This window comes from Stenotrophomonas sp. CCNWLW57 (genome assembly GCF_037203925.1).
Classification (GTDB): Bacteria; Pseudomonadota; Gammaproteobacteria; order Xanthomonadales; family Xanthomonadaceae; genus Stenotrophomonas; species Stenotrophomonas rhizophila_A.
Genome location: NZ_JBBCBJ010000005.1, coordinates 1 through 20,113, shown reverse-complemented (window position 1 = coordinate 20,113; position 20,113 = coordinate 1). Strand labels below are relative to the sequence as shown.

Here is a 20,113-nt window from a genome sequence, read left to right as displayed (position 1 = left end):
ATGCGGAACTGCCTTCGGCCCTCCCGATGGCAGGTCGATGGCGTGGTGCCGCATGACGGCGACCACTGCAATCGAATACAGTCTGCTCATTCTGCCATGTAAACGTTTTCACGTGGCAGTATCCAATGGTCGGTCATGACCGCGTCGCCGTCAGGACGTGACATGCCCCATGATGGGCGGGCCCGCACCTGTTCATGTTGCGATTGCAGCAACCGGACACCGCGGCCAGCTTGACCCCCGAGAACATAGACGAGAAGCGATTGACAACGATGTCACCCGGATCTGAAACTCGAGCGATGCACGATACCCTCTTCCTGTTTGGCGCCACCGGCGACCTCGCCCAGCGCTACCTGTTCCCTTCGTTGCTGCGCCTGCTGGGTGACGGCCTGCTGCCGGAAGACTTCAAGGTCCGCGCACTGGCACTGTCCCCGCACGACACCGACGCGTTCCGCCAGATCCTGCGCCCGCGCCTGCAGCAGGCGATGCCGGCGGCCAGCCTGGATGACATCCAGTCGCTGCTGGACCGCATCGACTACCGTTCGGTGGACCTTCGCGATCCGCAGTCGGTGGCCGCCTCGGTCAGCGACCTGGTCGACCGCAAGTGCGTGAGCTACCTGGCCATTCCGCCGGGCCTGTACATCTCCACCTGCGAGGGCCTGGCCCTGGGTGGCGCGCTGGCCGCGCCGGCACGCCTGATGCTGGAAAAGCCGATCGGCAGCGACAGCGCCAGCGCCGAACAGATCCTGACCACCATCGGCCAGTGGATCGACGAAGACCGCGTGTTCCGTCTGGACCACTACCTGGGCAAGGCGGCGGTGCAGAACCTGATCGCCCTGCGCTTCGGCAACACGCTGCTTGAGGCGGTGTGGAACCGCAACTACATCGAATCGGTGCACATCCTGGTCGCCGAAAGCGAAGGCGTGGATGGCCGCGATGCCTACTACGCGCGTTCGGGCGCGCTGCGCGACATGGTCCAGAGCCACATCCTGCAGCTGCTGTGCCTGGTGGCGATGGAACCGCCGGCGTCGCTGGAAGCCGACCGCATCCGCGATGAGAAGGTCAAGGTGCTGCGTGCGCTGCGACCGCTGGATGCCAAGCATGCCGCGCGTGACAGCGTGCGCGGCCGCTACACCGCCGGCACCATCAACGGCCAGCCCGCGCAGGCCTACCAGCCGCCGGAAGGCAGCGATGTGGAAACCTTCGCCGGGGTCACCGCGCATATCGACAACTGGCGCTGGTCCGGGGTGCCGTTCCACCTGGTCACCGGCAAGCGCCTGGCCGAGCGCACCACCCGCGTGGTGGTCAACCTCAAGCCGGTCACGCATTGGCTGTTCGAACGGCCCGACCGCGCCAACGCCACGCCCAACCGCATCACCTTCCAGCTGCAGCCGCAGGAAAACATCGAGCTGGGCCTGATGAGCAGCCTGGCCGGCCCGGAGTGGGGCGCGCTGGAACTGCACCCGCTGGAACTGGAACTGTCCGTGCCGACCGGCCTGCACCGCCGCATCGCCTACGAGCGCCTGTTCCTGGATGCCTTCAACGGCAACCATGCGCTGTTCGTGCGCGACGATGAAGTGCGTGCCGCCTGGGCCTGGATCGACAGCGTCAGCGATGCCTGGAAGGAAGCGCAGCTGCCGCTGCAGCCCTACCCGGCCGGCGAATGGGGCCCGGAACAGGCGTTCGGCTTCCTGCCGGCCGATGTGGATGCCGAGGCCAACCGCAAGGATCGCGCATGACGGTGTCGATCCAACCGGCGCTGGTGGCCGATATCGGGGGCACCAACGCCCGCTTCGCGCTGGCCGACACCAGCCTGGCCGCGCCGCTGCTCAAGGACAGCATCCGCGAATTCGTGGTCGCTGATTTCCCGTCGCTGGGCGATGCCGCACGGCATTACCTGGAGCAGATCGGCGCCGAAGCACGCCGCGGCGTGTTCGCCGTGGCCGGCCGCGTGGATGGTGACGAGGCGCGCATCACCAACCATCCGTGGGTGATCTCGCGCATGCGCACCGCGCACATGCTCGGCTTCGATGGCCTGCACCTGATCAACGACTTCGCCGCGCAGGCGATGGCGATCTCGCTGCTGCAGCCGCAGGACGTGGTCCAGGTCGGCGGCGCGGCGTGGGTACCGGGCCAGCCCGGCCAGCCGCGCAACTACGCGGTGATCGGGCCGGGCACCGGGCTGGGCGTGGGCGGGCTGATCCTGCGCCACGGCCGCTGCTACCCGCTGGAAACCGAAGGTGGCCACGTCAGCTTCCCGCCCGGCACGCCGGAGGAGATCCGCATCCTGGAGATCCTGTCCGAGCAGTTCGGCCGGGTCTCGAATGAACGCCTGATCTGCGGGCCGGGCCTGGTCAACATCCATCGCGCGGTGTGCGAGATGGCCGATGTCGACCCGGGCCAGCTGCAGCCGGTGGACGTCACCGCGCGCGCCCTGCATGGCGACCCGCAGGCGATGCGCACGGTGGATCTGTTCTGCGCGGTGTTCGGCGCCATTGCCGGCGACCTGGTGCTGATCCAGGGTGCCTGGGACGGCGTGTTCCTGACCGGCGGACTGGTGCCGAAGATGCTCGATTCCCTTCAGCATTCCGGCTTCCGCCAGCGCTTCGAGCACAAGGGCCGGTTCTCGTCGATCATGGCCCGGGTGCCGTCGCTGGCGGTGATGCACCCGCACGCGGGCCTGCTGGGCGCGGCCGCCTACGCAGCCGACCTCGAACGCGACCTGCCAGGAGGCGCCGCATGAACGCACTTGAAGATTCCAACCGCTTCACCCTGATCCGGCACACCGACGCCGATGCGTGGATCGAGACGATCGCAGCCGAAATGGCGCAGATCCTCAACCATGACATCGACGCTGCCGGCCGGGCCCGGATGCTGCTCTCCGGCGGCACCACGCCGGCACCGGTGTACCAGGCGCTGGCCGAACTGGACGTGCAGTGGGACCGGGTCGAAGTCAGCCTGGTCGACGAGCGCTGGCTGTCGCCGCAGGACCGCGACAGCAATGCCTGGCTGGTTCGCCAGAGCCTGCTCAACCGCGCCGAGGGCGCACACTTCGATCCGCTGGTGCGGGTGGGCAAGCCGTTGCCGGAATGTGTCTACACCGCCAACCTGCAGGCGCAGCACACCGAGGCACCGTCGCTGGCGGTGTTCGGCATGGGCAATGACGGGCATACGGCATCGCTGTTCCCCGGCTCGAAGGACCTGGCCCGCGCGCTGGAAAGCACCCTGCCCTACGCCGCGCTGGATGCCACGGGTTGCCCGGGATCGAACCAGTGGCCGCTGCGCATCACGCTGACGCCGCACGGTATGCGCCAGTGCCGCCAGCGGCTGCTGCTGCTGCGTGGCAAGCAGAAGCTGGAAGTGCTCAAGCAGGCGCTGGAAAGCAACAACGCAGCGCTGTATCCCATTCTCAACGCGATCGATCTCGATGGCCGCCCGACGCTGCGCATCCACTGGTGCGACTGATTCGATGCCGCTGTCATTCCGTTCGCCCTCTCATAGCCGGTAGCCAATGAGCCTGCACCCCAAACTCCATGCCATCACCGAGCGCATCGTCCAGCGCAGTGCCGCGTCGCGCGCTGCGTACCTGGCGGGCATCGACGCCGCGCTGCGCGACGGTCCGTTCCGTTCGCGCCTGAGCTGCGGCAACCTGGCCCACGGCTTTGCGGCCTGTGGCCCGACCGACAAGAGCCGCCTGCGCGGCGGGGTCACGCCGAACCTGGGCATCATCACTGCCTACAACGACATGCTGTCGGCGCACCAGCCGTTCGAGCATTACCCTGAAATCCTGCGCGAGACCGCGCGTTCGGTAGGCGCGACGGCGCAGGTCGCCGGCGGCGTGCCGGCGATGTGCGACGGGGTCACGCAGGGCCGTGGCGGCATGGAGCTGTCGCTGTTCTCGCGCGATGTGATCGCGCAGTCCACGGCGATCGGGTTGAGCCATGACATGTTCGACAGCACCGTCTACCTGGGCGTGTGCGACAAGATCGTGCCGGGGCTGTTGATCGGTGCGCTGGCGTTCGGCCACCTGCCGGCGATCTTCCTGCCGGCCGGGCCGATGACGCCGGGCATTCCGAACAAGCAGAAGGCCGAGGTGCGCGAGCGCTACGCGGCGGGCCTGGCCACGCGCGAGGAGCTGCTGGAAGCCGAAGCGGCGTCGTACCACGGGGTGGGCACGTGCACGTTCTACGGCACGGCCAATTCGAACCAGACGCTGCTGGAAGCGATGGGCGTGCAGCTGCCGGGCGCGTCGTTCGTGAATCCGGAAACGCCGCTGCGCGATGCGCTGACGCGGCATGCGGCGGTGCGTGCGCTGGAAATCTGTGCGCTGGGCGATGATTTCCGGCCGTTGGGCCGGTTGATCGATGAGCGCGCAATCGTCAATGCGGTGGTCACGCTGATGGCCACGGGCGGTTCGACCAACCACACGATCCACTGGATCGCGGTGGCGCGGGCGGCGGGCATCGTGCTGACGTGGGACGACATGGACCAGCTGTCGCAGCTGGTGCCGCTGCTGGCGCGGGTGTACCCGAACGGCGAGGCGGACGTGAACCGCTTCGCGGCGGCAGGCGGCACGGCGTTCGTGTTCCGCGAGCTGATGGACGCGGGGCTGATGCACGCGGACCTGGTGACGGTGGCCGAAGGCGGCATGCGCCAGTACACGCAGGATCCGGCGCTGCGCGACGGTGCGCTGACGTGGATCGAGGGCATTGCCGAGAGCGCGGACCGTGAGGTGGTGCGCGGGGTGGCCGAGCCGTTCGAGGCACAGGGCGGGCTGCGGCTGCTGCGCGGCAACCTGGGCCGTTCGCTGATCAAGCTGTCGGCGGTGAAGCCGCAGTACCGGACGATCGAGGCACCGGCGGTGGTGGTGGACGCGCCGCAGGTGCTGAACAAGCTGCATGCGGCGGGAATGTTGCCGCAGGATTTCGTGGCGGTGGTGCGTTACCAGGGCCCGCGTGCGAACGGGATGCCGGAGCTGCATTCGCTGGCGCCATTGCTGGGGCTGCTGCAGAACCAGGGCCGGCGTGTTGCGCTGGTGACGGATGGTCGCTTGTCGGGCGCGTCGGGCAAGTTCCCGGCGGCAATCCACATGACACCGGAAGCCTCGCGCGGTGGTCCGCTGGGGCGGGTGCGCGAGGGCGACATCATCCGGCTGGATGGTGAGGCGGGCACGCTGGAGGTGCTGGTGGACGCGGCCGAATGGGCAGCGCGCGAGCAGGCACCGAACACGGCACCGGCGGCGAACGATCTGGGCCGCAACCTGTTCGCGATGAACCGCCGCCTGGTGGGTCCGGCTGACCAGGGCGCGATTTCGATTTCGTGCGGGCCGGCTGCTGACGACGGCGACATGTGGAATTACGACGCGGAGTATGAGCTGGGGCACGATGCTGCTGCTGCGCTCGCACCGCATGAGTCCAAGGACGCCTGACGGGTTATCGCGTAAGGCGGCGGTTGGGTCTGCGTGGGTGAGGCAGCGGCGGGGGTCCCCTACGGGACACGCCGTGAACCCATCCATGGGGGCTCGTAGAAAACATCCATGTTTTCTACGGTCCCTACGGGGACCCCCGCCGCTGCCTCACGACACATTGCGGCGCCTTCTTATCCCAGGAATCAAACGGCGCACCGCTCCCTCGGTAGCGCCGACCGTTGGTCGGCCCACGGGGTCTACGACAACACACCGGCAATCGGCAGGCGTTGAATCCTGCCATCCAATGCTTCGAACAACCGAAAGGCTTCCCTATGAACATCGCAGATCATCAGAAACGCGCTGAATCCCTGTTGCTTGCCGCCGGCATCCTGCCGGTCGTTACCGTGCATACCCTCGACCAGGCACGTGCGGTCAGCGCGGCGTTGCTGGAAGGTGGGCTGCCGGCGATCGAGCTGACGCTGCGTACGCCGATCGCGATGGAAGCGCTGGGCATGCTCAAGCGCGAGCTGCCGGATGTGGTGGTGGGTGCGGGCACGGTGCTCACGGTTGAGCAGATGCAGCAGGCCATCGACGCGGGCGCGGATTTCCTGGTGACGCCGGGCACGCCGGGCTTCATGGCCGATGCGCTGGCGGAGGCGCCCTTGCCGGTGGTGCCGGGTGCGGCGTCGCCGACGGAGCTGCTGGCGCTGTATGCGCGCGGGTTCCGGGTGTGCAAGCTGTTCCCGGCCTCGGCGGTCGGCGGATTGGCGATGATCAAGGGCCTGGCCGGTCCGATCCCGGACCTGAAGCTGTGCCCGACCGGCGGCATCACGGAAACCACGGCGGCCGAGTACCTGGAGCAGAAGAACGTGGTCTGCATCGGCGGTTCGTGGATGGTGCCGGGCCCCTGGATCGAGAACGGCGAGTGGGACAAGGTGCGCGACAGCGCGGCGCAGGCGGCGAAGATCGTCGCCCGGGTCCGCTCGCGCTGAACAAAAAAAGCCCGGGAATTCCCGGGCTTTTTTTTTTTGGAGCGCGAGGCGGGCTTACATCGGCCGTGACGGGTCCACCAGGCCGTACTGGCTGGCCATGCGCGCCAGCGCGATGTTGTCGTGGATGCCCATCTTCTCGAACAGGCGCGCCTTGTGGGTGTTGACGGTCTTGGCGCTCAGGCTCAGGCGCTTGGCGATGTCTTCCTGGCGCAGGCCCTGGGTCAGCAGCAACGCCACTTCCAGCTCGCGCGGGGACAGGCTGTCGAACGGCGACTGGCTGCCTTCGACGTTGGACAGGGCCAGGTTCTGGGCGATGCTGCTGCCGAGGTAACGCCGGCCGAGCGCGGCGTCGCGCACGGCGCGCAGCAGTTCCTGGGCATCGCAGGCCTTGCCGATGTAGCCGGAGGCACCGGCTTCGAGCAGGCGTTTGGGCATCGGGCCGTCTTCCAGCACGGACACGATCACCACGCGGGTGCCGTGGTCGCCACGCACCACGCGTTCGGTGACTTCCATTCCGCTTACCCCGGGCAGGTGCAGGTCGCACAGCACCACGTCAGGGCGCAGCTAGCGGATCGCGGGCAGCGCATCTTCGCCGGATTCGGCTTCCCCCACCACTTCGATGTCCGTCTCGTTGGACAGGATCATCTTCATGCCGGTTCGCACCAGCGCGTGGTCGTCCACCAGATACACTCGAATCGTCATCCCACCCACCTTCGTCCAAACGCTGCAAACCGGGGCCAGCCTAGCGACGGGGTCGGACGATAACAAGGAAGTATTTTCCCCATCAGCGCATTCTGATGCCCGCGTCACATCCGTGCCGGGCTACCCCTGCCCCATGCCTATCACCCCAGGCCATATCGGTTTATTGGACCTATGACGGTCCGCGGAAACCCCTGCCGCATCCGGCCCGCTCCCAGCAGGCCGGTCAGTGCCGGCGGCGCCAGGGATGGCGGCGGCGGAACATCACCAGGAAACACCCTACCACCCAAACCAGTGCGGCACACCATCCGGCCAGGATGTCGGAAGGGTAATGCACGCCCAGGTAGATGCGTGACAGGCTGACCGAGCCGGCGAACAGCACGCCGAAGACCAGCGCCGGCCAGCGCCAGCGGGTATTCCAGGCCAGCAGCACCAGCACGGCGGCCAGGGTCATCGAGCCCATGGCGTGGCCGCTGGGGAAGCTGTAGGTACTTTCCGGAGCGATCGACTCCCACAGGGTCGGCCGGTCGCGCTGGAAGAACTGCTTGCTGCCGATGTTGAGCAGGGCCGAGCCGGCGAAGCTGAGCGCGGCAAAGCTGGCTTCACGCCAGCGCCGGCGCAGCAGCAGCACGGCCACGATCAGGATGTCGGCCGGGATCACGCCCCACTGGTAGCCGATCCGGGAAATGAACACGAACGCGGCGTCCAGGCTGGGCCGGGCCACGTCATGCATTTTCCACAACAGCGGGGCGTCGAAGTAGAACGCCTCCAGTTCGTGCACTTCGTCGGCCAGGGCCACGAACCCGGCCAGCGGCAGCAACACGCCGGCAAACAGCAGCACGAAGCGCCAGGCATTGCGCGCCATCCAGTGGCGGACGCCGGCGGCCGGCTCCGGCGCGGCCAGCACCGCGGGCTTATCCGACGCTTCGGACATACTTGCGTTCGACGTACTCGTCGATCAGCGCCACGAATTCCTGGGCGATGTTGTCACCGCGCAGGGTGACCGTCTTTTCGCCGTCGACGAACACGGGTGCGGCCGGGGTTTCACCGGTGCCGGGCAGCGAGATGCCGATGTTGGCGTGGCGCGATTCGCCCGGCCCGTTGACGATGCAGCCCATCACGGCCAGGGTCATGTTTTCCGCGCCGGGATGGCTCACCTTCCATTCGGGCATCTTGCCGCGCACGTGGTTCTGCACGACCTTGGCCAGCTCCTGGAAGAACTCGGAGGTGGTGCGGCCGCAGCCCGGGCACGCAGTGACCAGCGGGGTGAAGGCGCGCTGGCCGGTGGTCTGCAGCAGTTCCTGGGCGACGATCACTTCCTGCGTGCGCGACTGGCCCGGTTCGGGCGTCAGCGAAATGCGGATGGTGTCGCCGATCCCTTCCTGCAGCAGCACGGCCAGCGCCGCCGAGGAAGCGACGATGCCCTTGCTGCCGATGCCGGCTTCGGTCAGGCCCAGGTGCAGGGCGAAGTCCGAACGCTGGGCAAGGTCGCGGTACACGGCGATCAGTTCCTGCACGCCGCTGACCTTGGCCGACAGCACGATGCGGTCGCGCGGCAGGCCCAGTTCCACGGCGGTGTGCGCCGAATCCAGCGCTGAACGGATCAGCGCTTCGCGCAGCACCCGGCCGGCGTCCCAAGGCTGGGCGCGCTGGCTGTTTTCGTCCATCAGGCGCGCGGCCAGCGACTGGTCCAGCGAGCCCCAGTTGGCGCCGATGCGGACCGGCTTGTCGTAGCGGATCGCGAACTCGATGAGCTGCGCGAACTGGGTGTCCTTCTTTTTGCCGAAGCCGACGTTGCCCGGGTTGATCCGGTACTTGGCCAGCGCTTCGGCGCAGGCCGGTTCCTGGGTCAGCAGCTGGTGGCCGTTGTAATGGAAGTCGCCGATCAGCGGGACCTCGATCCCCATCATCCGCAGCTTTTCCACGATGCGCGGAATGGCGGCGGCCGACTCGGGATTGTTCACGGTCAGGCGCACCATTTCCGACCCGGCCCGCCACAGCTCGGCCACCTGCTTGACGCTGGAGGCCACGTCGGCGGTGTCGGTGTTGGTCATCGACTGGACCACCACGGGCTGCCCCCCACCCACGACCACGCCGCCGATGCGGACAGGCTGGGTCTGGCGGCGGGCCCACACGGTGGTGTCGGAAGGTTGGGTCGGTTGGCTGACGGCGTCGTGCATTCCCCATTTTACCGCACCCGCGCGCGCCCGATGCGGCCGATTGTCGCAGGCAGTTAACTGCGCAAGCGCATACGATGGCAGCCGATGACCGGTACCGACGCCCCCTTCCTACGCACCCTGTGCAGCCTGCGCTGGCTGGCCGTGGCCGGCCAGGCCGCGACCATCCTGGTGGCCAGCTGGGTCCTGGGGCTGGAACTGCCGCAGCTGCCGCTGTGGTCCGGGGTGCTGGTGCTGATCCTGTTCAACCTGTACGCGCAGCTGCGCGTGCTGGATGCCGATACCGCGCCGCTGACCGCGTTCTGCCACATCCTGGTGGACGTGGCGGTGCTGACCTGGATGGTGGGCTGGAGCGGCGGGGTCGGCAATCCGTTCGGCTCGCTGTTCCTGATCCTGATCGCGCTGGCCGCGCTGGCCCTGCCGGTGCGCTGGACGCTGGCCGTGGCCGCCGCCTGCCTGATCGGCTATGCGGTCAGCGGCATTTTCGGCAAGCCGCTGCCGCATGGTTACTTCACTGCCATGGACCTGCACCAATGGGGCGTGGTGGCCAACTTCCTGCTGTCGGCGGCGGTGGTGCTGGCCTTCGCCACCCGGCTGGCGATGGCACTGCGCCGGCGCGAACACGAACTGGCCCTGCTGCGCGAACGCTTCGCGCGCAACGAAGGCATCGTGGCGCTGGCCACCCATGCCGCCTCGGTAGCGCATGAACTCAACACCCCGCTGGCGACCATGACCCTGCTGGCCGACGACATCGCCGACCAGACCGACAACCCGGAAGTACGTGACGATGTCGACACGCTGCGCGAGCTGCTGGTGCAGTGCCGCGAACGGGTGCTGGCGCTGGCGCGCCCGGCCGCCGGCCAAGCCCGCGGCAACGCGCCGGTGACCCTGCCGCAGGTGCTGGAGCAGTGGCAGCTGGTGCGCCCGACCATCACCCTCCGGCGCAACGAGGATGCCCCGCTGCAGCAGCCGCTGGACCCGGGCATCGGCCATCTGCTGATGGTACTGCTCAACAACGCCGCCGACGCCGGCGAGCAGGCCGAACGGCCGCAGGTGGACCTGACCCTGCGTATCGAAGGCAGTGACCTGATCGGCGAAGTGCGCGATTACGGGCGCGGCTTCGACGCACGCGATGCGGTGCTGCCCGGCACCCTGTTCAACAGCGGCAAGACCCAGGGCATGGGCGTGGGCCTGGCCCTGTCCCATGCCACCATCGAGCGCCTGGACGGCGAGTTGTGGATGCGGCCGGCGCAGGGCGCCGGCACCCGCGTCGGCTTCCGCCTGCCCCTGGCTGCACCGGAGATTTCGCCATGAATACCCCCACCCTGCCCGCCTCCAGCCACGGCCTGCTGGTCGATGATGACGAACTGTACCTGCGCACGCTGCAGCGCAGCCTGGCCCGCAAGGGCCTGGAAACGGTGACCGCCAGCGACATCGCCTCTGCGTTGGTGCTGGCGCGGCAGCAGCCGCCGGCCTACGCCCTGATCGACCTGAAGCTGGGTTCGGAATCCGGCCTGGCGCTGATCCAGCCGCTGCGGGCACTGCGCGAGGACATGCGCATCCTGCTGGTGACCGGCTACGCCAGCATTGCCACCGCGGTGGAGGCGATCAAGCTGGGTGCCGATGACTACCTGCCCAAGCCGGCCACCGTGCCGATGATCCTGCGTGCGCTGGGCGAGGAAGACGATGGCCCGGCCGACGATGGCGAGATGGAGCCACCGGACGCGATGACCCCGATCAGCCGCCTGCAGTGGGAACACATCCAGCAGGCGATGCATGAAACGGGCGGCAATGTATCGGCGGCGGCGCGCCTGCTCGGCATGCACCGGCGCTCGCTGCAGCGCAAATTGGCCAAGCGGCCCAGCCCGGAGCGCGATCCGTCGCGCGAAGGGCGGTAGCCCCGGCCGTTGGCCGGACCACGGACTACCTGGGCCGGCCAACGGCCGGCGCAACCAAGGTGATCAACCGCGCAGTTTTTCCAACAGCTCCAGCGTCACCGGATCGGTGATGCCATGCGCTTCACCCTGCAGCGCCGGCAACAGCTGGCTGGCCAACTGCTTGCCAAGCTCCACGCCGAACTGGTCGAAGGCGTTGATGTTCCAGATCAGCGACTGCACGTACACGGCATGTTCGTACATCGCGATCAGCGCGCCCAGCGACTGCGGGGTCAACGCGTCCAGCAGGATCAGCGTGCTCGGGCGGCCGCCCGGGTACTCGCGGTGCGGATCGTCGCTGCCCTGGCCGTTGGCCAGTGCTTCGGTCTGCGCCAGCAGGTTGGCCATCAGCGCCTGGTGGTTGATTTCATAGGGGTCGTCGTTGTGCACGCAGCCGATGAAATCGGCCGGGATCACGCTGGTGCCCTGGTGCAGCGCCTGGAAGAAGCTGTGCTGCACGTCGGTGCCCGCCCCGCCCCACCACACCGACACGGTGTCGCTGCCGACCGGGCTGCCGTCGAGCTGCACGCGCTTGCCCAGGCTTTCCATCACCAGCTGCTGCAGGTAGGCCGGCAGCAGCGCCAGGCGCTGGTCGTAGGTCATCACCGCATGCGTGGCATGGCCGAGCAGGTTGCGGTTCCAGATGTCGGTCAGGGCATGCAGGACCGGCAGGTTCTGCGCCAGCGGCGCGTTGAGCGCATGGGCATCCATTTCGGCCGCACCGGCCAGCAGCTGTTCGAAACGCTCGAAGCCGATCGCCAGCGCGATCGGGAAGCCGACCGCCGACCACAGCGAATAGCGCCCGCCAACCCAATCCCACATCGGCAGCACGCGGCCGGCGGCGATCGAGAACGCCTTGGCGGCACGCTCGGGGTTGGCGCTGACGGCGTACAGGCGCTCGCTGCCGCCCAGCCAGTCATGCAGGATCTGCCCGTTGAGCAGGGTTTCCTGGGTGCCGAAGGTCTTGGAAATCAGGATGCCGGCGGTGGTGGCCGGGTCCAGCGTGGCCAGCGTGCGCTGCATGGCGGCGCCGTCCACGTTGGAAACGAAATGCACGCGGAAGCGCGCGCCGGTGACCGGACGCAGCGCGTCGGCGACCAGGCGCGGACCGAGGTCCGAACCGCCGATGCCGACGCTGACGATGTCGGTGACAGGGGTCTTTTCCAGCGCGGCGATCAGTTCGCCCATCTGCGCACGCACCTTGGCGGCGGTGGCGAAGGCGTCAGCGGCAACCGGCGCACCACTCACATCGCCACGCAGGGCGGTGTGCAGCGCGGCACGGCCTTCGGTGACGTTGACCGTCTCACCGCGGAACAGGCGCTGGAAGCCGCCGGCGACATCGCGCTCGGCGGCCAGCTGCAGCAGCGCATCCAACGCCGCGCGGTCGTACTTCTGCCGCGCGAAGTTGGCATACAACGGACCGACCCGCAGCCCCAGCGATTGTGCGCGCCCGGGTTCGGCGGCGATCAGTGCGGGGATGCTCGCGCCACGCAGGCGCTGGGCATGGGAGTGAAGCGGGTCGAATCCGTTGGTCTGTGTCATGCGGCCTGGGTCGGGATGCTGTCGTTGGTGTGGGAGATCTGGTTGTTGCCGTCCACATATACCAACTTCGGCCGGAAGCTGTCAGCTTCTTCTTCACTCATGCTGGCGAAGGCGGCAATGATGATGATGTCGCCGACCTGCACGTGGCGCGCGGCGCCGCCGTTGAGCGAGACCACGCCGCTGCCCGCTTCGGCGCGGATGGCATAGGTCGAGAAGCGCGCACCGTTGGTGACGTCCCAGATGTGCACCTGTTCGAACTCGCGGATGCCGGTGGCCAGCAGCAGGTTGTCATCGATGGCGATGGACCCTTCGTAGTTCAGCTCCGAATGGGTCACGGTGGCGCGGTGGATCTTGGTCTTGAGCAGGGAGAGGTGCATGGCACGGGACGACGTAAAGGAAAGGGAAATTCTAGCACCCGGGCACCGGGCGGCAGGGGTTTCCACCCGCCCGCTGCCGGCGGTTCAGGCAGATGAGGGTCGCTGCCGCCAGTGCTGACTTTTTTGCGGCATTCGACGGCTGGCTGATTTGCCGGGCTTCGCCCGGCAGCTGACGATTTATGGCGAACAGCTGGTTGCCAGCAGTTTCCCTGGCTTGGCGGGACGGTGCGGGTTTGCGGGGGACGCCGTGAACCCATCCTTGGGGGCTTGGTCGCGGCATCCATGCCGCTCACACCCCCGCAAACCCGCCCCGACCCGCCTTTTGACAGTGTGTCGTTGCCGCGGGAAAGGCGGAGGACGGCCGTTGGCCGTCAACGGGCCTCGATTTGGGTCATGCGTAACCGAGCGTTGATCCGTTCACGGCGGTTGTTTGGGAACCAACCCTACCGGGGTCGCGGCGCCCGACTGTTGCCGACCAACGGTCTGCATTCCGCGTTTCCCGTGGCCTAAAGCCAACTGTCGGAGGGTCGGCCGGGGCGGGTTTGCGGGACCGTAGAAAACATGGATGTTTTCTACGAGCCCCCATGGACGGGTTCACGGCGTGTCCCGCAAACCCGCACCGGTCGGCCCAGCTCAGGCCAAGGCTCAGCTATCGGCTGTTTGCCAGATTGCGTGAAGCAGTCGGCCTCAGGGCCGACTGCCAGGGATCCAGCGCAGTCCCTTGCGGGCGCTCACCCAATCGCTATCAGAACTCGAGGTTGTCGATCAGGCGGGTGTTGCCGATGCGCGCGGCGATCAGGGCGACGCGGTTGCCGTCTTCGCTGTCGGCCGGCTCGGACAGGTCCGGCTTGCGGACCACGGCGTAGTCGACCTGGAAGCCGGCGGCCTGCAGGGCCGCGGCGGCTTCGGCTTCGATCAGGCTGCGGGTCTTGCCGGTGATGAAGCCTTCGCGCATGCCCAGCAGCACCTGGTGGATGGTGGTCGAGACCGGGCGCTGTTCGGCGTTGAGGTACTGGTTGCGCGAGCTCATGGCCAGGCCGTCGGTTTCGCGCACGATGTCGCCGCCCACGATCTGGATCGGGAAGGCCAGGTCTTCCACCATCTGGCGGATCACCGCCAGCTGCTGGTAATCCTTCTTGCCGAAGGCAGCCACGTCCGGCTGGACCTGGTTGAACAGGCGCGAGACCACGGTGCACACGCCGTCGAAGTGGCCCGGGCGGTGGGCGCCTTCGAGCAGGCTGGAAATGCCCGGCACGTTCACGCTGGCCGCCAGCTCCACGCCGAACGGGTACATCGATTCGACCGTGGGCAGCCACAGCACGTCACAGCCGGCCTGCTCCAGTCCGGTGGTGTCGGCTTCCGGGGTGCGCGGGTAGCGGGTGAAGTCTTCGTTCGGGCCGAACTGGGTCGGGTTGACGAACACGCTGGAGACCACGCGATCAGCGTATTGCTTTGCCAGGGTGACCAGTGAGTAATGGCCGGCGTGCAGGTTGCCCATGGTGGGGACCAGCGCGACGCGCAGGCCCTCGCGCTTCCAGCCGTTGACGACGGCGCGCAGGCGGGACAGTTCGGTGACGGTGTCGATCATGAGGCGTAGGCGTGTTCTGCGTCGGGGAAGGAGCCGTCGCGCACGGCGTCGGCATAGGCACGGACCGCGCCGGCGACCGACCCGCCTTCGGCAAGGAAATCCTTGACGAACTTGGGACGGCGGTGGCCGCTGTCCAGGCCGAGGAAATCGTGCAGCACCAGCACCTGGCCGTCGCACTGCGGGCCGGCGCCGATGCCGATGGTGGGCACCGACACCGCGGCGGTGACCTCTGCAGCCACCGGCGACGGCAGGCATTCGAGCACCATCATGCTGGCGCCGGCCTCGACAACGGCCTTGGCGTCTTCAACCAGCTGGCGGGCCGCATCGCCGCGGCCCTGCACGCGGTACCCGCCCAGGCGCAGCACCGACTGCGGGGTCAGGCCGAGATGCGAGCAGACCGGAATCTCGCGATCCACCAGGTAACGAATGACGTCCAGCTTGAAGCCGGCGCCTTCGATCTTGACCATCTCCGCGCCGGCCTGGAGCAGGCGCAGCGAGGCCTCGAAGGCGCGCTCAGGGGTGGCGTCGGCGCCGAACGGCAGATCGGCGATCAGCAGCGCGCGGGTCAGCACCCGGGCCACGCAGGCGGTGTGGTAGACCATGTCGTCGGTGGTCACCGGCAGGGTCGAATCGTGCCCCTGCACCACCATGCCCAGCGAATCGCCGATCAGGATCAGGTCGACGCCATTGGCGTCGAACGCACGCGCGAAGCCGGCGTCGTAGGCGGTCAGCATGACCAGCTTCTGGCCGTTGCGCTTGGCCTCGGCCAGTGCGGGGACGGTCCAGGGCTTGCTGTCTGCGTGGGTACTCATGAGCTGATAACCGGTGGCGATAAGCCCCGCATTATCCTCCTATTGGCGCGATCCCGCAGGCCTCGATACGCATCGCAGCGTCCCGCACGCGGCCCTGCCCCGGAATCATCGCCTCCGGGGCGATCTCGGCCAGCGGCAGCAACGCGAACGCGCGCACGTGCAGGTAGGGGTGCGGCACCTTCAGCTGCGGCAGGTCGATCACCGCCTCGCCGTACAGCAGCAGGTCCAGGTCGAGCGTGCGCGGGCCCCAGTGCACGGCCGCATCGCGGACCCGGCCGAAGTCGCGCTCGATGCCCAGCAGGGCCTCGAGCAGCGCGGTCGGTTCCAGCCCCGTCTCGAGCAGCGCAGCGGCATTGACGAACGCCGGCTGGTCTTCATTGCCCCAGGCCGGCGTGCTGTACAGCTGCGAGCGCGCCTGCAGCGTGGTCAGCGGCAGCGCGGCCATGGCCGCGAACGCCGCGCGCAGGGTCTGCGCGGCGTCGCCGAGGTTGGCGCCCAGTCCAATACAGGCCAGGGTCACGGCTTACTCGCCTGCAGCGCCACCGGGACGACGACGACGGCGGCGGCGCTTGCGCGGTGCCCCGTTTTCGTCCAGCTCACCTTCGGCCTGCGCGGCGTCCAGCGTGGAATCCAGCTCGGGCCCGGACTGCAGCTGGGCTTCGCGCCAGAACTCCACATCGGCCTGGTGCTCGCTGGAGGCCACCTGGCGCAGCGCCAGGAAATCGAACGCGGCACGGAAGCGCGGGTGGGTCAGGGTGCGCACCACGCGCTTGCGCTGGCGCGAGCTGAAACGGCCCTGCAGCAACCAGATTTCCTGCATCGGCAGCGAGAACCGGCGCGGCAGGGCGATGGTGGTCAACTGGTGCAGGGTGACCCGGTCGGCGGCACGGCGCTGCGCTTCTTCCAGCTGCACGCCCTGCTTCTGCAGGGTCGCCAGCGCGCGGCAGAACGCCGGCCACAGCAGCAGCGCGAACAGGAACGAGGGCGAGACCGGCTCGTCGTTGGCCACGCGCTGGTCGGTGTTGTGCAGGCCTTCGATGACCATGCGGCGCAGCGCGCCACTGCGGTTGCTGCGCAGCGCGGCGGCACTTTCCGGGAACAGCACGTCGAGCAGGCCGTAACGCTCCAGCCCCTCGAAGCTGGCCACGCCGTGGCCGGACAGGAACAGCTTGAGCACTTCTTCGAACAGGCGGGCCGGCGCGGCTTCGCCCAGCAGGCTGGCCAGGCGCGGCAGCGGTTCGGCGCTGGCGTCGTCGATCTGGAAGCCCAGCTTGGCGGCCAGGCGCACCGCGCGCAGCATGCGCACGGGATCTTCCTGGTAGCGCTTTTCGGGATCGCCGATGAGTTTCATCAGGCGCGCCTGCACGTCTTCGAAGCCGCCGGTGTAATCGCGCACCGAGAAATCCTCGATGGCGTAGTACAGGGCATTGCAGGTGAAGTCGCGGCGCACCGCATCGTCTTCGATGCTGCCGTACACGTTGTCGCGCACCAGCATGCCGTTTTCCATCTCGCGGTCGCCGCTGCCATCGTCGATGTTGGCGCGGAAGGTGGCCACTTCGATGATTTCACGGCCGAACACCACGTGCGCCAGGCGGAAGCGGCGCCCGATCAGGCGGCAGTTGCGGAACAGCGACTTGACCTGCTCCGGCGTGGCATCGGTGGCCACGTCGAAATCCTTGGGGTTGCCGCCGACCAGCAGGTCGCGCACGGCGCCACCCACCAGGTAGGCGCCAAAGCCCGAGTCGCGCAGCCGGTACAGGACGCGCAACGCGTTGGGGCTGATGTCCTTGCGGGAGATGTTGTGCTGGTCGCGGGGGATCACGCGCAGACTGAACGGTGATGTAGCGGAGGAATTGATGTTGGCGCTTCCGGTTGAAGTTTCGGGATTGCCCAATGGCATCGAGGTCCATATACTAGCGCGCTGCGCAGTTCGCGACAAAGCATGCTCCCTTCGTCTAGAGGTTAGGACGTGGCCCTCTCAAGGCTAAAACAGGGGTTCGAGTCCCCTAGGGAGCACCATTTGCCGCGCCAGCCGACGAAAAACCCCGCCTTGGCGGGGTTTTTGCGTTGTGGGGCCGGGCCTCAACCCTCCATCTGCTCCAGCTCCTTGCCCTTGGTCTCGCGCACGTAGCGCAGCACGAAGAAGATCGAAGCCACCGCCGCCACCGTATAGATGCCGTAGGCGCCGGCCAGGCCGATGCCGGCCAGCAGGATCGGGAAGGTCACGGTGATGGCGAAGTTCGAGGTCCACTGGGCCGCGCCGGCCACCGCCAGGCCCGAACCGCGGATCTGGTTGGGGAACATCTCGCCCAGCATCACCCACATGACCGGGCCCCAGGACATGTTGAAGAACACCACGTAGACGTTGGCCGCCACCAGCGCCAGCCGTCCCATGCCGTCGGACAGCTGCAGGTGGCCATCGGCCAGGGTGCCGCTGGCAAAAGCCACCACCATCAGCGCCAGCGCCACCGACATGCCGACCGAGCCGACCCACAGCAGCGGCTTGCGGCCGACCCGGTCGATCAGCACCACGGTCAGCAGGCAGGCGCCGATGCTGAGCGCGCCGGACAGCACATTGATCAGCAGTGCGTCGTTTTCGGAGAAGCCGACCGCCTGCCACAGCACCGCGCCGTAGTAGAACACCACGTTGATGCCGACCAGCTGCTGGAACACGGCCAGGCCGATGCCGACCCAGACGATGGTCCGCAGCTTGCCGGTGCCCTTGTCGACCAGGTCCGACAGCCGCGGGCGATGCTGGTCCTGGGCCAGCGAGCCTTCGATCTCGGCAATCTTGGCCTGGGCCTCGGCCGCGCCGTACAGGCGGGTCATCACGGCCAGCGCATCGGCGCGACGCCCCTTCACCACCAGGTAGCGCGGGCTTTCCGGGATCCCCAGCAGCAGCACCAGGAACAGGGCCGACGGAATGGCCTGCATCCAGAACATCCAGCGCCAGGCTTCCTGGCCCAGCCACAGCGGCTCGGTGGAGGCGCCGGCAGCGCGGGCCAGCAGGAAGTTGCTCAGGAAGGCGCAGAACAGGCCGCTGATGATGGCGATCTGCTGCACGGTGGCCAACCGCCCGCGGTACCGGGCCGAGGCGACCTCAGCGATGTACGCCGGCGACATCACGCTGGCGGCGCCCACCGCGAAGCCGCCGATCACGCGCGCGATCACGAACGCAAGCGAGCTGTGCGCCGAACCGGCGCCCAGTGCCGACAGCAGGAACATGACGGCGGCGATGATCAGCACCCCGCGCCGGCCGAGGCGGTCGCCCAGACGGCCGGCGAAGAAGGCGCCAATCGCGCAGCCCAGCAGCATGGAGGCGACCTCGAAGCCGATCCCGGCCTCGCTGGACTGGAAGGTCTGCTTGAGGCCATCGACGGTGCCGTTGATGACGCCGCTGTCGAAGCCGAACAGGAAGCCGCCGATGGTGGCGACGCAGCTGATCAGCACGATGAAGGAGGTGTTCTCGCCGCGGGCGGCGTTGGCTGCAAGTGTGGTGGACATGAAGGGTCCTGGCAGGAGTGGGACAGCAACGGGTCAGCGCAGCGGGGTCTCGTCCGGCAGGTTCTCACACGCCCCTGCCCGCCCACAAAGGGCTGCCGGGGCCTGATCTGCCTGCCTCTGGGCCGCCCGGGTGTCTACCGGTAGGCATCGGCATCTAACCGCACCGACCGGCTTCGGCGCATCGTGCACTGCGACAAAGCCGCAACTGTTCTAGAATTGTCCGGCTTACTGTCGGATCCAGATCCAGCCATGCCCTTTGTCGTCACTGAAAACTGCATCAAGTGCAAACACACCGATTGCGTGGAAGTGTGCCCCGTGGATTGCTTCCACGAAGGCCCGAACTTCCTGGTGATCGACCCGGATGAGTGCATCGACTGCACCCTGTGCGAGCCCGAATGCCCGGTCAACGCGATCTTCCCCGAAGACGACGTGCCCGCCGGCCAGGAAAAGTTCGTGGAACTCAACGCCGAGCTGGCCAAGGCCTGGCCGGTACTGACCGTGCGCAAGGACCCGCCCGCCGACGCCGGCGAGTGGGACGGCAAGCCGGACAAGCTCCAGTATCTGGAGCGGTGATAGGCAAAAAGGCGCCGTTGGCGCCTTTTTTGTTGGTTGCTTGGGAAGCAACAGCAACAGCAACAGCGAGAGCGGCATTTCATTGTCCCGTGCCGGGGAGGCCGACGGGCAGCCCCGCTCCGGGACACGCCGTAAACCCATCCATGGGGGCTTGGCAAAAACATCCATGTTTTTGACAGTCCCTCCGGGGGCTACCCGCCGGCCGCCCCCGACAGTGGGTCGCGTGCGGAAGCAAAAATCAGCCACGCAGGGCGTGGCTCTACATGGTGCCGCTGGTAGGTTCGGTTCCCGAACGAATGCACGGAACGCACCAACGCCCGGCAACGCATGACAATGATCGGCGCTGCCGTTGATCTCCCGCGGCCACCAACACACTGTGGAGGGTCGGCGGGGGTGGGTTTGCGGGACTGTAGAAAACATGGATGTTTTCTACAAGCCTTATCTGTTCGGAATCTGGCAGCGTAGGCGTCGAGAGCCGGCGTGGGCCGCCGTAAGAGCCTGGATCTCGACG

General features: G+C 67.6%; 17 protein-coding genes, 1 tRNA gene and 1 pseudogene. 9 read left to right on the top strand and 10 right to left on the bottom strand.

Translation table 11 applies throughout. The annotated features are described in order from the left end of the window. Positions 1–296 precede the first annotated feature (296 nt). The 5 genes from zwf (at position 297) to V9K91_RS12835 (ending at position 6,396) form a co-directional block, all read left to right on the top strand. The gene (zwf, locus tag V9K91_RS12855; RefSeq protein WP_093534159.1) at positions 297–1,736 is read left to right on the top strand and encodes a glucose-6-phosphate dehydrogenase; all 1,440 of its coding nucleotides are present in this window, start codon (positions 297–299) and stop codon (positions 1,734–1,736) included. Further along, a complete protein-coding gene (glk, locus tag V9K91_RS12850) occupies positions 1,733–2,740 on the top strand; it encodes a glucokinase (protein WP_249834067.1) in 1,008 nt (335 codons plus the stop codon). The genes zwf and glk overlap by 4 nt, the downstream gene beginning before the upstream one ends. Continuing rightward, positions 2,737–3,462 (top strand): 6-phosphogluconolactonase, encoded by a 726-nt coding sequence (gene pgl / locus V9K91_RS12845; protein ID WP_068850990.1) that lies wholly within the window; start codon positions 2,737–2,739, stop codon positions 3,460–3,462. Before glk ends, pgl begins: the two co-directional genes overlap by 4 nt. 46 nt (positions 3,463–3,508) lie before the next feature. Further along, positions 3,509–5,425, top strand: a complete 1,917-nt coding sequence (edd, locus tag V9K91_RS12840) for a phosphogluconate dehydratase (protein ID WP_210132286.1) — start codon at positions 3,509–3,511, stop codon at positions 5,423–5,425. 311 nt (positions 5,426–5,736) lie between these two features. Then, complete coding sequence (locus tag V9K91_RS12835; RefSeq protein ID WP_249834065.1) at positions 5,737–6,396, top strand: bifunctional 4-hydroxy-2-oxoglutarate aldolase/2-dehydro-3-deoxy-phosphogluconate aldolase; 660 nt, start codon at positions 5,737–5,739, stop codon at positions 6,394–6,396. A gap of 54 nt (positions 6,397–6,450) precedes the next feature. Here V9K91_RS12835 and V9K91_RS12830 read toward each other — a convergent pair. The 3 genes and pseudogenes from V9K91_RS12830 to ispG all read right to left on the bottom strand — a co-directional run bounded on the left by V9K91_RS12830 (position 6,451) and on the right by ispG (position 9,275). Beyond that, positions 6,451–7,098 (bottom strand): annotated as a pseudogene (locus V9K91_RS12830) (response regulator). Between the two features lie 223 nt (positions 7,099–7,321). Beyond that, positions 7,322–8,029, bottom strand: a complete 708-nt coding sequence (locus tag V9K91_RS12825; RefSeq protein ID WP_093534152.1) for a phosphatase PAP2 family protein — start codon at positions 8,027–8,029, stop codon at positions 7,322–7,324. Further along, a complete protein-coding gene (gene ispG / locus V9K91_RS12820) occupies positions 8,010–9,275 on the bottom strand; it encodes a flavodoxin-dependent (E)-4-hydroxy-3-methylbut-2-enyl-diphosphate synthase (protein WP_093534150.1) in 1,266 nt (421 codons plus the stop codon). The genes V9K91_RS12825 and ispG overlap by 20 nt, the downstream gene beginning before the upstream one ends. A gap of 84 nt (positions 9,276–9,359) precedes the next feature. Here ispG and V9K91_RS12815 point away from each other — a divergent pair, with 84 nt between their 5' ends. After that, a complete protein-coding gene (locus tag V9K91_RS12815) occupies positions 9,360–10,586 on the top strand; it encodes an ATP-binding protein (RefSeq protein WP_068850973.1) in 1,227 nt (408 codons plus the stop codon). After that, the gene (locus V9K91_RS12810; RefSeq protein ID WP_068850970.1) at positions 10,583–11,170 is read left to right on the top strand and encodes a response regulator transcription factor; all 588 of its coding nucleotides are present in this window, start codon (positions 10,583–10,585) and stop codon (positions 11,168–11,170) included. Before V9K91_RS12815 ends, V9K91_RS12810 begins: the two co-directional genes overlap by 4 nt. Positions 11,171–11,233: 63 nt before the next feature. Here the strand turns inward: V9K91_RS12810 and pgi are convergent, their stop codons facing one another. The 6 genes from pgi to pcnB form a co-directional block, all read right to left on the bottom strand. Beyond that, the gene (gene pgi, locus V9K91_RS12805) at positions 11,234–12,748 is read right to left on the bottom strand and encodes a glucose-6-phosphate isomerase (RefSeq protein ID WP_336443341.1); all 1,515 of its coding nucleotides are present in this window, start codon (positions 12,746–12,748) and stop codon (positions 11,234–11,236) included. Further along, entirely contained in the window at positions 12,745–13,125 is a 381-nt protein-coding gene (panD, locus tag V9K91_RS12800) for an aspartate 1-decarboxylase (protein ID WP_068850963.1), read from the bottom strand. The genes pgi and panD overlap by 4 nt, the downstream gene beginning before the upstream one ends. Positions 13,126–13,870: 745 nt before the next feature. Next, complete coding sequence (panC, locus tag V9K91_RS12795) at positions 13,871–14,713, bottom strand: pantoate--beta-alanine ligase (RefSeq protein WP_068850960.1); 843 nt, start codon at positions 14,711–14,713, stop codon at positions 13,871–13,873. Further along, a complete protein-coding gene (panB, locus tag V9K91_RS12790; RefSeq protein WP_068850957.1) occupies positions 14,710–15,525 on the bottom strand; it encodes a 3-methyl-2-oxobutanoate hydroxymethyltransferase in 816 nt (271 codons plus the stop codon). The genes panC and panB overlap by 4 nt, the downstream gene beginning before the upstream one ends. 31 nt (positions 15,526–15,556) lie before the next feature. Beyond that, positions 15,557–16,045 carry a 2-amino-4-hydroxy-6-hydroxymethyldihydropteridine diphosphokinase gene (folK, locus tag V9K91_RS12785; protein ID WP_210132281.1) on the bottom strand — a complete coding sequence of 163 codons (489 nt, stop codon included), beginning with the start codon at positions 16,043–16,045 and terminating at the stop codon, positions 15,557–15,559. A gap of 3 nt (positions 16,046–16,048) precedes the next feature. Next, positions 16,049–17,419, bottom strand: a complete 1,371-nt coding sequence (pcnB, locus tag V9K91_RS12780; RefSeq protein WP_068850951.1) for a polynucleotide adenylyltransferase PcnB — start codon at positions 17,417–17,419, stop codon at positions 16,049–16,051. 50 nt (positions 17,420–17,469) lie between these two features. On the opposite strand from pcnB, the gene V9K91_RS12775 reads away from it, so the two are divergent. Further along, positions 17,470–17,544: transfer RNA gene (locus tag V9K91_RS12775), tRNA-Glu, on the top strand. Between the two features lie 63 nt (positions 17,545–17,607). Here the strand turns inward: V9K91_RS12775 and V9K91_RS12770 are convergent. Further along, on the bottom strand, positions 17,608–19,029 hold the full coding sequence (locus V9K91_RS12770; RefSeq protein ID WP_068850948.1) for a sugar porter family MFS transporter: 1,422 nt from the start codon (positions 19,027–19,029) through the stop codon (positions 17,608–17,610). Between the two features lie 249 nt (positions 19,030–19,278). Between V9K91_RS12770 and fdxA the strand changes: the two genes are divergently transcribed. Next, entirely contained in the window at positions 19,279–19,602 is a 324-nt protein-coding gene (gene fdxA, locus V9K91_RS12765) for a ferredoxin FdxA (protein WP_184124067.1), read from the top strand. Positions 19,603–20,113: the final 511 nt, after the last annotated feature.

Coding starts and splice junctions, on each gene's coding strand:
- V9K91_RS12770 (WP_068850948.1), bottom strand. CDS start 19,029: ATGTCCACCACACTTGCAGCCAACGCCGCCCGCGGCGAGAACACCTCC.
- panC (WP_068850960.1), bottom strand. CDS start 14,713: ATGATCGACACCGTCACCGAACTGTCCCGCCTGCGCGCCGTCGTCAAC.
- panD (WP_068850963.1), bottom strand. CDS start 13,125: ATGCACCTCTCCCTGCTCAAGACCAAGATCCACCGCGCCACCGTGACC.
- panB (WP_068850957.1), bottom strand. CDS start 15,525: ATGAGTACCCACGCAGACAGCAAGCCCTGGACCGTCCCCGCACTGGCC.
- V9K91_RS12835 (WP_249834065.1), top strand. CDS start 5,737: ATGAACATCGCAGATCATCAGAAACGCGCTGAATCCCTGTTGCTTGCC.
- fdxA (WP_184124067.1), top strand. CDS start 19,279: ATGCCCTTTGTCGTCACTGAAAACTGCATCAAGTGCAAACACACCGAT.
- glk (WP_249834067.1), top strand. CDS start 1,733: ATGACGGTGTCGATCCAACCGGCGCTGGTGGCCGATATCGGGGGCACC.
- V9K91_RS12825 (WP_093534152.1), bottom strand. CDS start 8,029: ATGTCCGAAGCGTCGGATAAGCCCGCGGTGCTGGCCGCGCCGGAGCCG.
- V9K91_RS12810 (WP_068850970.1), top strand. CDS start 10,583: ATGAATACCCCCACCCTGCCCGCCTCCAGCCACGGCCTGCTGGTCGAT.
- pgl (WP_068850990.1), top strand. CDS start 2,737: ATGAACGCACTTGAAGATTCCAACCGCTTCACCCTGATCCGGCACACC.
- edd (WP_210132286.1), top strand. CDS start 3,509: ATGAGCCTGCACCCCAAACTCCATGCCATCACCGAGCGCATCGTCCAG.
- pgi (WP_336443341.1), bottom strand. CDS start 12,748: ATGACACAGACCAACGGATTCGACCCGCTTCACTCCCATGCCCAGCGC.
- zwf (WP_093534159.1), top strand. CDS start 297: ATGCACGATACCCTCTTCCTGTTTGGCGCCACCGGCGACCTCGCCCAG.
- V9K91_RS12815 (WP_068850973.1), top strand. CDS start 9,360: ATGACCGGTACCGACGCCCCCTTCCTACGCACCCTGTGCAGCCTGCGC.
- ispG (WP_093534150.1), bottom strand. CDS start 9,275: ATGCACGACGCCGTCAGCCAACCGACCCAACCTTCCGACACCACCGTG.